This window comes from Streptomyces sp. Tu6071, assembly GCF_000213055.1.
GTDB classification, from domain to species: domain Bacteria; phylum Actinomycetota; class Actinomycetes; order Streptomycetales; family Streptomycetaceae; genus Streptomyces; species Streptomyces evansiae.
In genome coordinates, this window is the sequence record NZ_CM001165.1 from 3,071,149 (window position 1) to 3,084,811 (window position 13,663).

The 13,663-nt window shown below is 74.8% G+C and carries 14 protein-coding genes; 6 read left to right on the forward strand and 8 right to left on the reverse strand.

Annotated elements, in window-relative coordinates:
• Nucleotides 1-140 precede the first annotated feature (140 nt).
• The 3 genes from STTU_RS12550 to STTU_RS12560 all read left to right on the forward strand — a co-directional run bounded on the left by STTU_RS12550 (nucleotide 141) and on the right by STTU_RS12560 (nucleotide 2,555).
• The gene (locus STTU_RS12550; RefSeq protein ID WP_007823263.1) at nucleotides 141-599 is read left to right on the forward strand and encodes a GNAT family N-acetyltransferase; all 459 of its coding nucleotides are present in this window, start codon (nucleotides 141-143) and stop codon (nucleotides 597-599) included.
• Nucleotides 587-1,228, forward strand: coding sequence for a hypothetical protein (locus STTU_RS12555; protein WP_043255006.1), 642 nt, complete (start codon nucleotides 587-589; stop codon nucleotides 1,226-1,228). Before STTU_RS12550 ends, STTU_RS12555 begins: the two co-directional genes overlap by 13 nt.
• Nucleotides 1,229-1,454: 226 nt before the next feature.
• On the forward strand, nucleotides 1,455-2,555 hold the full coding sequence (locus tag STTU_RS12560) for a Rieske 2Fe-2S domain-containing protein (protein ID WP_043255007.1): 1,101 nt from the start codon (nucleotides 1,455-1,457) through the stop codon (nucleotides 2,553-2,555).
• On the opposite strand, the gene STTU_RS12565 is transcribed toward STTU_RS12560, so the two are convergent.
• Nucleotides 2,474-3,736 carry an MFS transporter gene (locus STTU_RS12565; RefSeq protein WP_007823281.1) on the reverse strand — a complete coding sequence of 421 codons (1,263 nt, stop codon included), beginning with the start codon at nucleotides 3,734-3,736 and terminating at the stop codon, nucleotides 2,474-2,476. The two genes, STTU_RS12560 and STTU_RS12565, sit on opposite strands and share 82 nt — an antisense overlap.
• Nucleotides 3,737-4,082: 346 nt before the next feature.
• Here STTU_RS12565 and STTU_RS12570 point away from each other — a divergent pair, with 346 nt between their 5' ends.
• Both STTU_RS12570 and STTU_RS12575 read left to right on the forward strand, forming a co-directional pair.
• On the forward strand, nucleotides 4,083-4,274 hold the full coding sequence (locus tag STTU_RS12570; RefSeq protein WP_007823283.1) for a DUF6381 family protein: 192 nt from the start codon (nucleotides 4,083-4,085) through the stop codon (nucleotides 4,272-4,274).
• A 118-nt stretch (nucleotides 4,275-4,392) separates the two neighbouring features.
• Complete coding sequence (locus STTU_RS12575) at nucleotides 4,393-5,151, forward strand: hypothetical protein (protein WP_007823285.1); 759 nt, start codon at nucleotides 4,393-4,395, stop codon at nucleotides 5,149-5,151.
• A 171-nt stretch (nucleotides 5,152-5,322) separates the two neighbouring features.
• Here STTU_RS12575 and STTU_RS12580 read toward each other — a convergent pair whose 3' ends face one another.
• Nucleotides 5,323-5,697 carry a cupin domain-containing protein gene (locus STTU_RS12580; RefSeq protein WP_007823287.1) on the reverse strand — a complete coding sequence of 125 codons (375 nt, stop codon included), beginning with the start codon at nucleotides 5,695-5,697 and terminating at the stop codon, nucleotides 5,323-5,325.
• 67 nt (nucleotides 5,698-5,764) lie between these two features.
• Here STTU_RS12580 and STTU_RS12585 point away from each other — a divergent pair, with 67 nt between their 5' ends.
• The gene (locus tag STTU_RS12585) at nucleotides 5,765-6,205 is read left to right on the forward strand and encodes a MarR family winged helix-turn-helix transcriptional regulator (protein WP_007823288.1); all 441 of its coding nucleotides are present in this window, start codon (nucleotides 5,765-5,767) and stop codon (nucleotides 6,203-6,205) included.
• Between the two features lie 117 nt (nucleotides 6,206-6,322).
• Here the strand turns inward: STTU_RS12585 and STTU_RS12590 are convergent, their stop codons facing one another.
• The 6 genes from STTU_RS12590 to STTU_RS12615 all read right to left on the reverse strand — a co-directional run bounded on the left by STTU_RS12590 (nucleotide 6,323) and on the right by STTU_RS12615 (nucleotide 13,235).
• Nucleotides 6,323-7,417 (reverse strand): acyltransferase family protein, encoded by a 1,095-nt coding sequence (locus tag STTU_RS12590; RefSeq protein WP_043255008.1) that lies wholly within the window; start codon nucleotides 7,415-7,417, stop codon nucleotides 6,323-6,325.
• Nucleotides 7,418-7,552: 135 nt separating this feature from the next.
• Complete coding sequence (locus STTU_RS12595; protein ID WP_007823291.1) at nucleotides 7,553-8,464, reverse strand: ABC transporter permease; 912 nt, start codon at nucleotides 8,462-8,464, stop codon at nucleotides 7,553-7,555.
• Nucleotides 8,465-8,591: 127 nt separating this feature from the next.
• A complete protein-coding gene (locus tag STTU_RS12600) occupies nucleotides 8,592-9,614 on the reverse strand; it encodes an ABC transporter ATP-binding protein (protein WP_007823292.1) in 1,023 nt (340 codons plus the stop codon).
• Nucleotides 9,611-10,840: a LolA family protein gene (locus tag STTU_RS12605; RefSeq protein ID WP_043255010.1), complete on the reverse strand. Its 1,230-nt coding sequence runs from the start codon at nucleotides 10,838-10,840 to the stop codon at nucleotides 9,611-9,613. The genes STTU_RS12600 and STTU_RS12605 overlap by 4 nt, the downstream gene beginning before the upstream one ends.
• Nucleotides 10,841-11,094: 254 nt before the next feature.
• On the reverse strand, nucleotides 11,095-12,105 hold the full coding sequence (locus STTU_RS12610) for a polyprenyl synthetase family protein (RefSeq protein WP_009068027.1): 1,011 nt from the start codon (nucleotides 12,103-12,105) through the stop codon (nucleotides 11,095-11,097).
• Nucleotides 12,106-12,422: 317 nt separating this feature from the next.
• Nucleotides 12,423-13,235, reverse strand: a complete 813-nt coding sequence (locus STTU_RS12615) for an HAD family hydrolase (protein ID WP_007823303.1) — start codon at nucleotides 13,233-13,235, stop codon at nucleotides 12,423-12,425.
• Between the last annotated feature and the right edge of the window lie 428 nt (nucleotides 13,236-13,663).

The following is a 13,663-nucleotide window of genomic DNA, read 5'->3' on the forward strand; positions in this document are numbered from 1 at the left end:
GTACTGGAGCAGTGCGTCGCGGCACCGTCCGTGTCCTTGCAGAACACCGGGGGCCTGCCGCGAGGAGGGCCGCCTTGGCGGCCCTGCCCGGGCCGGGAAAACACCTTGCGCGCGGACGAGGCCGCTGAAAGGTTCCTGCCGTGGACGAAGACGTGATCGTGCTGCGCAGGGCCGGGGAATCGGATGCCCGAGGGGCGGCGGACGTGTGGCTGCGGTCGTTCGCCGCCGCGCTGCCGGGGGTGCGGCGGGCGCACTCGGACGACGAGGTGCGCGAGTGGTTCACGTACGTCGTGGTGCCCGGGATGGAGACGTGGGTCGCCGAGACGGGCGGCGGTGCGCTCGTGGGCGTACTGGCTCTCTCCGACGACGAGTTGGAACAGCTCTACCTCTCCCCCGAGGCGCGCGGGCAGGGGCTCGGGGAGCGGTTCGTGGCGCTCGCCAAGGAGCGGCGGCCCGCCGGGCTCGACCTGTGGACCTTCCAGGTCAACACCCCGGCACGCCGCTTCTACGAGCGGCACGGCTTCGTCGTGGCCGAGGAGACGGACGGGGCGCGGAACGAGGAGAAGGAGCCCGACGTGCGGTACGTGTGGCGCCCGTGAGCGAGCAACTGCCGCCGGGCGGCGTGGAGGTGGACGAGGCGCGGCTCGACACGGGCTGGGCCGCACCGTGGCACCCGGCACGGGCGGCGGAGCGGCTGCGAGGCCTCTCGGCGCCGTGGTGCGTCGCGGCCGGGTGGGCGCTCGACCTCTTCCGGGGCGGCCTGCCCTCGCGGCCCCACGGTGACCTCGAACTCGCGGTTCCGGAGGCAGGGTTCGGGGAGCTGGCGGCGCGCTTTCCGGAGTACGTGTGGGACGGCGTGGGCGACGGGCGGGTGTGGCCCGGGTCGGGCCCGCTTCCCGGGTCGCACCAGACCTGGTTGCGCGATCAGGCGACGGACCGCTGGCTGCTCGACGTCTTCCGCGAGCCGCACGAGGGCGGGACGTGGATCTGCCGCAGGGACCCGTCGATCCGCCTCCCGTACACGGAGATCGTCGCGCGCACGGCGGACGGCGTTCCGTACCTGATCCCTGAGGTGGTGCTGCTCTTCAAGGCGAAGGCCACGCGGCCGAAGGACGAGGCGGACTTCGCGGGGGTACTTCCGCTGCTCGACGCGGGGCGGCGAGAGCGGCTGCAGGGGTGGCTGGAGCGGGTGCACCCGGGGCACGGGTGGGGGGAGCGGCTGCGCTGAGGCGGCCGAGGCGGCTGGGCTGGGGCGACCGGACCGAGGCGGCCCGACCGGGGCGGGCGGACCGGGGGGGCATTCCCGGGCGGGCCGCACGTCAACGTCCGTACGACAGAACCACCTTCGGGTGAAAGATCACCCATCGGGAGCAAAAGGCAGGCTTCCGGGCATTGTCCCGTTAGCACTGTCCGTAGCCACGTCATAGCGCTCCGACACCACCCGAAGGGACCCCGTGGGACTGTCACGCGCGTACGGAAGCCCCCTCACCGAGGGCCCCACGCCCGCCTCCGCATCGACCGAAGCGCCACCGCTGCCGTACCCGAGCGGCTGGGCGGCGCTCGCCTTCTCGGAGGAGCTTCCGGCGGGCAAGGTCCTCACGCGGCCCCTCGCGGGCGAGGACGTCGTCCTCTACCGCCTGCGCTCGGGCGAACTGCGCGCGATCCGCCCGTACTGCCCGCACCTCGGCGCGCACCTCGGACTCGCGAAGCTTGAGGGCGACGACCTCGTGTGCCCCTTCCACGCCTTCGCCTTCGCCCCGGACGGCACCTGCGTCCGCACCGGTTACGACACCCCGCCGCCCCGCTCCCCGCTCAGCCGCCGCCACGTCCTGGAGGCGAACGGCGCGGTCTTCGTCTGGCACCACCACGAGGACCGCGAGCCGTACTGGACGATCCCCGCCTGGCACGAACTGGGCCACCGCCCCGCCCGGTACGCGGCCTGGGAGTTCTCCGGGCACGCCCAGGAGGTCATCGAGAACTCGGTCGACTACGGGCACTTCGCGACGCTCCACGGCTGGAAGAAGGCCGAGATCCTGGAGCCCCTGACGTACGACGGGGACACCTTCCACCTCACGATGCGCGCGACCGAGTCCGCCCCGCTCATCGGTGACTTCACCGTCGACGTGGACGTCCACGGATACGGGCTCGGCTGTCTGCACGCCGACATGTACACGCCCCGCATGGGCATGCGCATGTGCACGATGATCCTGCCGACCGCGATCGGCCCGCACCGCATGCAGTTCCGGCAGCGCAACCGCCTCGCCTTCTCCGAACCCGCCAGGCTTCCGGCCCCGGTGGCGAAGGCGGTGAGCCGCACGGCGGCGCGCGTCTTCGAGGGCCTGCTCTTCAAGTCGAACATCGAGTTCACGGCGGCGGACTTCCCGATCTGGGACTCGAAGAAGTACGTGCAGCCGCCCAGGCTCGGGCAGGGAGACGGCCCGATCGGCCCCTTCCGCCGCTGGGCCAAGCGCTTCTACCCGCCCGAGCCGGCCTCCGCGGTCGTCGCGGCGCGGGACGCGGAAGCACGCGAGGGGGCGGGTCGCGTGATGCGGTAGGCGTCCCGTACGCAGAGGTTGAGCAGCGTCGCGAGCAGGATGAGGCCCGCGCACACGCACAGGACGGCACCGTCGCTCCACAGGTGCGCGGCGAGCGCCACGAGGAGGTAGCCGAAAGGGATGGCGCGCCGTTCGCCGACGCTGTTGAAAGCGGACATGCGGCCGAGTTCGGCCTCGGGCACGTAGCTCTGGAACGCCGTCGTCCAGGTCACGACGGCGACGTCGAGCAGCACGCCCGCGAGCACGGCGGCCCCGAGGACGTACCCGAGCGGGAGCCCGGCGGCGAGCACGGCGAGCGGGACGGCGAGTCCCCCGCTCGCGAGAATCGCGACGACGAGCAGCCGTCGGGGCCGCCAGCGCAGACACACAAGCGTCCCGCCGAGCAGCCCGCCCGCGAGCGCCGCCTCCACGAGGCCCCAGTCCCGCGCCCCGCCGTAGCGCGCGGCGGCGACGAGGGGCCCGAGGAGCTGGAACCCGGCGAGCCAGGCCGCGACGACGACTGTCCCGGAGAGCGTGTACGTCCACAGCCACGTACGGGCGAGGAAGGCCCGCCAGCCCGAGCGCAGCGCGGCGAGCGGGCGGCCCACCGCGAGCGGCGCCGGGAGGCGGAGCCCGCGCAGCAGGACAGCGGCGACGGCGAAGCTCACCGCGTCCCAGCCGAGCGCCCACGCGGGCCCGCCGGCCGCGACGAGCAGCCCCGCGGCGACGGGGCCGACGAAGCGCACGGCGTTGGCGGGCAGGCGGAGCAGGGCATTGGCGCGCTGCGCCTGCTCCAGCGGCACGAGCTGCGGGACGGCGCCCTGAGCGGCGGGGACGCGGAAGGCGGCGGCCGTACCGGAGACGAGGCCGCACACCGCGACGGTGGCCGTACCGGCGTGCCCCACCCCCACGAGCGCGGCGAGCACGCCCTGCGCGACGGCGGCGAGCGCGTTGCCCGCGAAGAGCAGCCGACTACGGGACATCCGGTCGGCGAGCACCCCGCCGACCACGACGAACACCACGGTCGGCAGGGTGTTCGTCGCCAGCACGACGCCGAGCGAACCGGCCCCGCCGCCCTGCCCGATGACGGCGTAGGCGAGCGCGAGCGGCGCCATCGCGGACCCGGTGGCGGAGACGAGGTGCGCGAGGAGGAACCGGCGGAAGGGAGCGAGGCGGAGGGGGGAGACGGGGATGGCGGACATGACCTCGGGAGGGGGCGGGGGCCCGTCACGGGAGCCGGGCGGGACGGGGACGGGCCCGGGACGCGGGCCGGGCGGGACAGGGACGGGCCCGATACGGGAGCCGGGCGGGATGGGAACGGGCCCGGTACGCGGGCCGGGCGGGATGGGACGGGACCCGTCCGGGAGCCGGGCGGGCACGGGCTGTGTGTCACGGGTGCGGGGCGCACGGTACCCGTCCGTCACCGGCGACGGGCCCGATCCCGCCACGCTCCCTCGCTCCGGATGCCGCCCCTGCCCCCGCGTGCTCCCCTGGAAGGGGGGTACCCGGGCGCCACAGGACCCCCGGCCTCAGGGAAGGAGCCTTGTCATGGGCGAGCCCGACGAGACCCGCGAGCGGCTCGACGCGATGCGGGAAAAGGCGCGCGAGCTGAGCGACAGCGCGGAGCACGAGAGCGATCCGAAGGAGCGGGAGCGGCTGGCGCAGAAGGCCCGCCGTCTGGAGTCGCTGAGCGAGCAGGAGAGCGACATGCGCAGCGGGGACATCTACCCGATCGAGTAGGGGCGCGGCCTCTGCTGGGGTTTTCCCCACCCCGGTCCGGCGGGCAGCCTCATCGCCCGGCGCGGGCCGCTCCGCTTGGCTGGGGTGGCCCGCCGTCCGTACTGCCGAAAGCCCCCTCATGCACTCCCGCGCCCTCTCCGCGCTGCGCCGCCCCGGCGTCCTCGCCGCGCTCACCGCGACGCTGCTCCTCGCCTTCTTCACCGCCCCCAACGCCCTCGCGCGCGACACGGTGAACACGAGCAACGTGGCGCCCGCCTTCCGGAGCGGTTTCGCCGCGTACTGGAACGCGGGCGACGCCGAGCAACCGGCCGGGCTGCGCGGCACGGTGGACTTCTGGTTCCGCTTCCACGTGGTCAAGGCGGGGGTCTCGGCGCTGCTGCTCGCGGCGGCCGTGGCACTCGGTGTGGTGCTGTGGCGGCGGCTCAGGGCCCGGGAGGGCCGCAGGGCACTGCTCGTGCTGTCCGCGACGGGTACGGGGGCGCTCGGCCTCTTCGCGCTCGTGGCGCTCATGGCGAACGTGCAGGGCGCGGCGGCCCCCTTCTCCTCCCTGATGCCGATGCTCGGCGCCGACAACGCCACGCTCGCCCAGGTCGGCGAGCGCCTCGCCGCCGACCCGAGCGGCGCGCACTCCCCCGTACTCGCCGCCATGATCGGCGACTTCGCGACCTACCACGCGGTCCTCGCGGTCGCGGCGGTGCTCGTCGCCCTCGCGGCGGCCACCGCGACCGTGCTCCTGCGCCGCCGCCGCGCCCCGCGCCTCGCCCCGGCCACGACGGCGCTCCTCACCCTGGCGGCCCTCGTCCTCGCCTTCGCGAACACGACGAGCGCCTTCGACTCCCCCGCGGCGCTGGCGGCCTTCACCTCCGGAAGCTGGTGAGCGGTCCCCGGAGGCCGGTGGACCGCGCGCTGGTGAGCGGTCTCCGGCGGCCGGTGGACCGCGCCGTGGTGAGCGGGCCTCGGAGGCCGGTGGGCCGCGCCGTGGTGGATGGCGCCGTTCCGGTCCCGGCGGCGCTCAGCCGGGTCCCCGCCACCGGCCCCGGGTGCGGGGTCATTTGCTCCAGGGCGGGTTGATGGTGCTGCCGTCGGCCAGCTCGGCGCTGAGCCCTGCCCGCGTGGTGACCCACATGTGCGCGGGCCGGTCGGCGGGATTGGCGACGGCCAGCTCGGAGCCCGCCGGGGCCACCGCCGCGTCACCGGCACCGAGTTCGGCGCTCTCGCCGCCGATGGTGAGCCGGAGGCGGCCGGACAGCACGTAGAACGTTTCCTCCTGGCTGATCGTGTGGGCCGGAGCCACCGTTCCCGCCGGGATCTCGCACCGCCAGGCGGCGAGGTCCCGGGCGCCCGTGCCCGGCCGGAGGTAGGAGACGAAACGGGCACCGTGGACCTCGTGGACGACGGCCTCGTCACTGCGAACGAAGGGCATGCCAACTCCTCAAAGACAAGCTGCTTGTCTATGAAGACAAGCAGCTTGACCAGTTATAGTCAAGCCCATGGATGACGCTCTGGCCCTCTCCGCCCTCGTGCTGGGGCTCTCGGGCCACTTGGTGCAGGACATGCACGCACGCGTGTCCGCGCAGGGATTCGCGGACCTGCGGCCCGCGCACGGCTTCGCCTTCGCCCGCATCTCCCTGGGCGACGCCACGACAGCCTCCCTGGGCGAGCACCTGGGCGTGACCAAGCAGGCGGCGGCCCAACTGGTCAAGGAACTCGTCGACAAGGGGTACGTGGTGCGGCTTCCGCATCCGCACGACGCCCGCGCGCGGCTCCTGGGCCTGACCGAGGCCGGCCGGGCCGCCACGCGGGCCGCCGACGAGGCCGCTCGGGCCGCCGTCGCACCGTGGCGGAAGGCGCTCGGCGAAGCGCGCTTCGGCGAACTCGTCGCCGACCTGGCACGGATCACGCCCCAGGGACCGATCCGCCCCACCTGGTGACCCACTGGGTGAGCCGGTGTCCCACTGGTTGACCCAGTGGACCCCACCTGATGAGCCGGTGGGCCACCGGCCACCGGGAGACGCGCCCGACGGCCCCTCAGGGGCGCCCCCTCGCCCTCACTCCTGAAGGCCGCGCCGCCCGCCCCCTTGCGGTGCCAAAAGCCACCGCGCCGAAGGGCTGGTCAGGGGCCGGACCAGGCGGCGGACCGGGGACGAGGCCAGGACGGTGGTCAGCAGGACGCCCGCCACGAGGAGGGCGATCAGCTCCAGCGTCGTGTCCGCGCGGGCGATCAGGCCCTTCTCCCGCAGCGGCATGATGATCAGGGGGTGCAGGAGGTAGACCGTGAACCCGCCCGCCCCCAGCGCCGAGATCAGGGGCAGGCGGCGCTTCGGGACCAGCCGCAGCAGGCACAGGACCAGGAACGCCGCCACCGCCAGGACCGCCAGCCGCACGAGCCACGCGCCCTCCATGCCCAGCGGGGTGTCCGCCGTGTACGGGTGCCGCATCGACAGCCACGTACCGGGGATGTCGCGGTGCCAGCGCCACGCCGCGAGGCCCGCGCCGAGCACACCCGCGACCGCGACCGGCAGGCTCCAGCGGCTCTCCAGCCACTCGCGGCCCGCGCCCTGGCCGAGGCGCCAGCCGAGGTAGAAGAGCGGCAGGTAGACCAGTGTCCGGCTCGCCGAGAACAGGAGGCCGAACTCCTCCACGTAGCCCAGTCCCGCCGCCACCGCCGTCGTCACGAGCAGCGGGTACCGCAACTGGACCACCAGGGGCAGCAGCAGCCGCCAGCAGAACAGCGACATGAGGAACCACAGCGTCCACGGGAGCTGGGCGAGGTGGAGCGTGAAGGGCCCGCCGAGCGCGTACGACTCCAGCGAGAACAGCAGGCTGAACGTGAGCGCGGGCAGCGCGATGGTGCGCAGGAGGTTGCGCAGGCGGCGGGGGTCGAGCGGCCCCGGGCTGCTGAAGACGCCCGCGAGCATGACGAAGGCGGGGACGCGGAAGGCCCACGCGGCCACGTTGAAGGCGTGCAGCACCCCGTACCGGCTCATGATGCTGCCGATCGTGTGCAGGACGACGATGAGGGTCGCCGCGACGAAGCGGGTGTTGTCGTACCAGGGATCGCGGGGCTTGGCCCCCGCGACGGGTACGGGCGCGGGTATCGCCGTGGCGGTGGGTCCGGCGCGGCCCGGCGCGGCGCTTCTCATCGTGGCGGTCTCCTGCGGCCAGGGGTGGCGGCGGGGTGCGGCCACCGGAGGGGAAACCCTTTCGCCGGCTGGGGAGCGCCCGGTGAGGAACGGCCGGGCTACGGGTGAACTTCGGGTGTCCGCGAGGGGGTTCCCTCAGGTCGTGATGTCCTTCGTGCCCAGCCGCGCCCACGCCAGCGAGCCGAAGAGCGCCACGTAGACCGCCTGGAGGCCCAGGTTCTTCAGCACGTCGTCCCACAGGAGCGGATCGCGGACGAGGTCGGCGAAGGCGAGCCAGTGGTGCGAGAAGAAGTACGGCTGGAGCGCGGAGAGTTGCGGGATCACGTCGAGGATCTGGACGGTGATGACGAGCCCGACCGTCGTCGCCATCGCCGCGATGCCGCTGTTCGTCAGCGTCGAGACGAAGAGGCCGAGCGCGGCGACACCGAGCAGTGAGGCCGCGACGACGAGCGCGATGAGCAGCGCGCGTCCCACGCCCTCGCCGAAGCCGATGCGTGTGCCGGAGATCGTCGTGAGGTCCCCGACCGGGAAGAGCGCGAGCCCGGTGAGCAGAGCGGCGAGCGTCACGACACCGGTCGCCGCCGCGCAGAACACCGCGACGGCCCCGTACTTCGTCAGGAGGAGCCTCGTCCGTCCGGCGGGCGCGACGAGCAGGTACCGCAGCGTCCCCGCGCTCGCCTCGCCCGCGACCGCGTCGCCCGCGACGACCCCGACCGCCATCGGCAGGAAGACCGGGAGCGTCGCGGCGAGCGCGGTGAAGACGAGGAAGAGACCGTTGTTGGTGATCTGCGAGGCGAAGGCCGGTCCGCCACCGCCGTGCGCGTCCGCGCCGCCCCCGCCGCCCGTCTCGATGCGCACGGCGATCCCGATGAGCACGGGGATCGCGGCGAGCACCCCGAGCAGGGCGAGCGTGCGGCCCCGGCGAAAGGTCGTGCGCAGTTCGCTGGCGAGGAGCCCGGAGCCGGGCAGGCGGAAGGCACGGGTACGGGGCGCGCCCGCAGCCTCGGCGCGCTCGGCGTCCCCACGCCCCGCGCCCGCCTCCGCCACCGCGGGCTCGGCGCGCCCGCGGCCCGCCTCCGCCCCGGCCCACTCGCCGTCCCCGCGGCCCGCCCCCGCCCCCGCCGCAGAGCTCTCGGCGTCCCCGCGGCCCGCCTCGGCTTCCGCCCCCGCGCGTTCAGCGTCCGCCATCGAAGCCCTCGCCCGTCAGTTCCACGAACCTCTCCTCCAAGGTGATCGCCTCGGTCCCGAAGGCCCGCACCCGCACCCCCGCACCGACCAGCGCCGCGTTGAGCGCGGCCGGGTCGAGTCCGGCGGGTGGCTCACCGCTGAGCCGGTCGGGCCCGTCCTGGCGTACGTCCGCGACGCCGTGCGTCGCGAGGACCCTTGTCGCCTCCTCGGTGTCCCCCGTCGTCACCACCACGCGGGCCGCGCGGGCCGCGAGCAGTTCCGTGACGGGGCCCTGCGCGCGCAGGCGGCCCGCCGCCATGACCGCGACGTGGTCGCAGACCTGCTCGATCTCGTCGAGCAGGTGCGAGGAGAGGAAGACCGTCGTGCCCTCGGCGGCGAGCGCGCGGACGAGGGCGCGGATCTCGCGCATGCCCTGCGGGTCCAGGCCGTTGGTCGGCTCGTCGAGGACGAGGAGGCGGCGGGGGCGGAGCAGCGCGGCGGCGAGGCCGAGGCGCTGCTTCATGCCGAGCGAGTACGTGCGGGCCCTGCGGTGCGCGGCGGGGGCGAGCCCGACGCGGTCCAGGGCCTCGGAGACGCGGCGTTCCCGGTCGGCGCGGGACGCGGTGGGGTCGGCGGCGTCGAGACGGCGCAGGTTGTCGCGGCCCGAGAGGAAGCCGTAGAGCGCGGGGCCCTCGATGAGCGCGCCGACGTGCGGCAGCACGCGCCGCCCCGCGCCCGGCATCTCGCCGCCGAGGACGCGCGCGCGGCCCGCGCTCGGTGTGACGAGCCCGAGCAGCATGCGGATCGTCGTCGTCTTGCCCGAGCCGTTGGGGCCGAGGAAGCCGAACACGCTGCCCTCGGGCACGCGCAGGTCGAGCCCGTCGACGGCGAGCCGGTCGCCCGGGTACCGCTTCGTCAGGCCCTCGGTCTCGATGACGAGAGGGGCGAGGGGGGCGCGGGGGACGCCCGGGGCCGGGGCCGCCGTCGTGGTGACGGCGGCCTTCCCCGCTTCCGCCGGTCGTGCGCTCACTTCCGTGACTCGGCCGCCTTCACGAGCGTGTCCTTCGTCACCGCGCCCGCGTAGACGTGGCCGTCGTCCGTGAGGAGGACATTGACGAGGCGCGTGGAGAAGAGGCGGCCGGTGCCGAAGGAGCCCTTGACCTCCTTGGCGAGGCTGTCGACGAGCTGCCCGGCCTGGCCGCCGCCCGCCTTCTGCGAGGCGAACCCGCCGGCTCCGGCGGGCAGGTCCAGGCGCGCGACCGTGGTCCAGCCCTCGCCGTACGTACGGGAGCCGCCGAGCAGGTCCTTGAGCGCCCCCGCGTCGGGCCCGGCCGCGCGGTCGGCGGGCGCCTCCTTCTTCGGCTCGGTGACCTCGGTGCCCTTCGGCGGCGTGAACGAGAAGGTCTTCGCCGCCGGGGCGGTGAAGCTGACCTTCGTGAACCCGGCCTCGACGACCGGCTTGCCGCCGTCGCGCGCGGTGAGCGCGGCCCGCAGCGGGGTGCCCGTCCGCGCGTCGACGAGGATGCGCACCGCCTTGACGGTCGAGCCGGACTGCTTCGGCTCGATGACGAGCTGGTAGGCGTCCCGGCCCGCGACGCGCGCGGTGCCGTCCACGCGGACCGTCGTGTGCGCGTCGACCGCCTCGAGTGCCCGGTCGGCCAGCTCCTGGGGGGTGAGCGCGGTGTACGGGGACCGCTCCGCGTGCTCGCTCACGGGGACGTCCAGGCGGACGGCCTTGTCGCTCGCGCTGTCGTAGGCCCAGGCGCGCGCGCCGTCGCGGATGACGCTGTACTCGGCCGCGTCCTCCAGGATCGAGAGGCGCTGGCGCTCGGGGCCGTCGGCGGCGAGGCGCAGCGTGTGCGTGCCGCTCGCCAGCTCGGTCAGCCTGGACTGCGGGTCGGCGTCGCCGCCGCCGCTCCGGGCGGGCCCGCCGAGGCCGCCGAAGGCCCCGCTGTCGAGGCCGGGGAGGCCCAGGTCCGTGCTCACGCGCACCGTGCCGGAGAAGTGCTCCTCGTGGGCGCCCGCGAGCTTCGCCACGAGCTGGTGCGCTGTCAGCTCGGGCAGGTCGGGGTCGCCGCTGTCCGCGAGGGCCGGGACGAGGCCCACCGTGAGCGCGGTCACGCCCACGACCGCCGCCGGGACCGCGTACCGGGCCGCCTTGCGGCGTGCCGCCCGGTACGGGGTGTCCTCCGGGCGGTTGCTCTCGCGCTGACCGTCTTCGGGCTGTGCCGTCATCCGTGCCACCTCCGTCGCCATTCTCCCCCGCGGACTCCCCGCCGGTCACTGTCCATCTGACCAGAACGGGGGCGACAAAGCGTCAGCCTTGGGGGCCAACGTGACGTACCCCTGTGGGATGACGGTCTCAGGGATGTCCCGTACGACGTGGGGTGGACCCGGCGGGCTCGGCCCACCCGGCAGGCACGACCCACCCAGCGGGAACGACCCACCCGGCGGGCACAGCCCACCCAGCGGGCGCAGCCCACTCGGCAGGCACAGCCCGTCCGGTGGCCTCAGCCCACCCGGTGGACGACCGCGTCGCAGAGGTCGGCCAGCGAGGTGCGGGCCGGGGTGTCGGGGAGGGCCTGGAGGGTGGCGCGGGCGTCGTGGGCGTAGCGCGCCGCGTCCTCGCTGGCCTGGGCGAGCGCGGGGTGGGCGCGCATGAGGGCCACCGCCTCCGCGAGCCGCGCGTCGTCCGTGAGGTCGCCGCGCAGGAGCGTGTCGAGAGCGACGTCCTCCGCGAGGCCCTGCCGCGCGATCCGCTCCCGCAGCCGCAGCACGGGCAGCGTCGCGATGCCCTCGCGCAGGTCGGTGCCGGGCGTCTTGCCGGACTCGTGGCTGTCCGAGGCGATGTCGAGCACGTCGTCGGCGAGCTGGAAGGCGACGCCGAGCCGCTCCCCGTACTGCGCGAGGACCTCCACGACCTCGTCGCCCGCGCCGGACATCATCGCGCCGTACCGCGTCGCGACGGCGACGAGCGAGCCGGTCTTGCCGCTGAGCACGTCGAGGTAGTGGTCGACCGGGTCGCGGCCGTCCCTGGGCCCGGCGGTCTCCAGGATCTGGCCCGTGACGAGCCGCTCGAACGCCTCGGCCTGGATGCGTACCGCCTCGGGGCCGAGACCCGCGAGGATCTGCGAGGCGCGCGAGAAGAGGAAGTCGCCCGTGAGGACGGCGACGGAGTTGTCCCAGCGCGCGTTGGCGCTGTCGACGCCGCGCCGCACGGTCGCCTCGTCCATCACGTCGTCGTGGTACAGGGTCGCGAGGTGGGTCAGCTCCACGACGACCGCCGAGGGGACGATGCCCGGGGCCTCCGGGTCGCCGAACTGGGCCGCGAGCATCACCAGGAGCGGCCGGAACCGCTTGCCCCCGGCGAGGACGAGGTGCTGGGCCGCCTCGGTGATGAAGGGCACCCCGCTCTTGGTCGCGTCCAGCAAGCCTTCCTCGACAGCCGTCAACCCGGCCTGGACATCGGCTTCGAGAGCCTGGTCCCGCACGCTCAGCCCAAATGGCCCGACGACGGTCACGAAGGGTTCTCCTGTCTGCTGACGATCACACGGTGTGTCGATGTGTCGCTGCTGCCTCTCAAGGCAGCGTATCCGGTCCCCTTTCGATCACGGAGAGCGCCTGCCCGACCAGCGCAGGCGGTATGCGACCGACACCGGTATGTTCGTGATCAACTCATATGAGCTGAAAGCGTTCCGTACCCGCGCGGACCCGCGCGGATCGCCCGGACCCGCGCGCGGTGACAGCTCTCGACCCTATCCGCCCGGGGCCTCTCCCCTCCGTACCCCCGTACGGGTCCTCCACCCCCGTCCGCGCGGGCCCGGCGCGCCCGCCCGCGTCACGACCCGTACAGGCGCTCAAGGACCACGGCGACCCCGTCCTCCGTATTGGCGCACGTCACCTCGTCGGCGACCGCGAGCAGCTCCGCGTGCGCGTTCGCCATCGCGACGCCGTGGCCCGCCCAGCCGAACATGGGGATGTCGTTCGGCATGTCGCCGAAGGCGATCGTGTCGGCGCCCGTGCGCCCCAGCAGCTCGGCGGCCCGCTCCAGCCCGTACGCCTTCGAGAGCCCGCGCGGCTGGAGCTCGACGGCTCCCGGGCCCGCCATCACGACGTTCACGAGGTCCCCGACGACCGCCCGCGCCACCTCCGCGAGCGCGTCCTCGGTGCGCCCCGGCGCCATCAGGAGCACCTTGCAGATCGGCCGCGACCACAACTCGGCGCGCCGCCGCACCCGTACGGAGGGCAGCGTCGGCGGCGGGGTGACGAAACCGGGCTCCATGAGCATGAGGCCGTCGCTGCCGTCCTGGTTGACGCCCGCGTACACCTGCCCGAGTTCCGCCTCGATCTTGCCGAGCGCCGTCTCGGCCAGCTCGCGCTCCATGCGTACGGAGTGCACGAGGCGCCCCGAGTCCGCGTCGTAGACCTGCGCGCCCTGGGCGCACACGGCGAGCCCCCGGTAGCCGATCGCGCGCAGGAGGGTGCGGGTCTGGGGGGCGGGGCGGCCCGTCACGACGATGTGCCGCGCGCCCGCGCGCCCGGCCCGCGCGAGCGCGGCTCTCGTGCGCACGGTGACCGTGTCCCGCTGGTCCCGCAGGAGGGTGCCGTCCAGATCGGTGGCGACGAGGGAGTACGGGGACGCTGCGGCCATGCGGCAAAGGATAAGGAGGGGAGGGGGGTGACGGGAGGGGCGTGCCGAATGTGACGGGGGCATGGGCCCGGCGTCCCAGGCCCGCGGCGGCCTCGCGGGGCTCCCGCCCGGACGGGCCGGATGCGGCCGCTCGGCGGGGCGCGGCGCGCGGGTGTGCGGGCGGCGGCGGGGACGCGTACAGGGCGCCCGGACGAAAGGCGTGACGGGGCCGTACGAGGCCGCCGCGCGGAGCCCGGTGGAGTACGGGCCGGGGATACGGCCAGGGGGCGGGGAGCGGGGCCGGGCGGCGGCGCGGGGGCGGCGCGGCTCGTGCCGGGCGGCGCGCGCCGCCCCGTGCGGAGGCGGCCGGGCGCTCCGCCGTCGACGCCGCCCGCCCGTCGCCGCGCGTACGTGACGGGGCCGGGTCTCCTCCGTACGGTCCTCCGGCA

Coding starts and splice junctions, on each gene's coding strand:
- STTU_RS12565 (WP_007823281.1), bottom strand. CDS start 3,736: ATGTCCGCCATCCCCGTCTCCCCCCTCCGCCTCGCTCCCTTCCGCCGG.
- STTU_RS12570 (WP_007823283.1), top strand. CDS start 4,083: ATGGGCGAGCCCGACGAGACCCGCGAGCGGCTCGACGCGATGCGGGAA.
- STTU_RS12575 (WP_007823285.1), top strand. CDS start 4,393: ATGCACTCCCGCGCCCTCTCCGCGCTGCGCCGCCCCGGCGTCCTCGCC.
- STTU_RS12580 (WP_007823287.1), bottom strand. CDS start 5,697: ATGCCCTTCGTTCGCAGTGACGAGGCCGTCGTCCACGAGGTCCACGGT.
- STTU_RS12585 (WP_007823288.1), top strand. CDS start 5,765: ATGGATGACGCTCTGGCCCTCTCCGCCCTCGTGCTGGGGCTCTCGGGC.
- STTU_RS12590 (WP_043255008.1), bottom strand. CDS start 7,417: ATGAGAAGCGCCGCGCCGGGCCGCGCCGGACCCACCGCCACGGCGATA.
- STTU_RS12605 (WP_043255010.1), bottom strand. CDS start 10,840: ATGGCGACGGAGGTGGCACGGATGACGGCACAGCCCGAAGACGGTCAG.
- STTU_RS12615 (WP_007823303.1), bottom strand. CDS start 13,235: ATGGCCGCAGCGTCCCCGTACTCCCTCGTCGCCACCGATCTGGACGGC.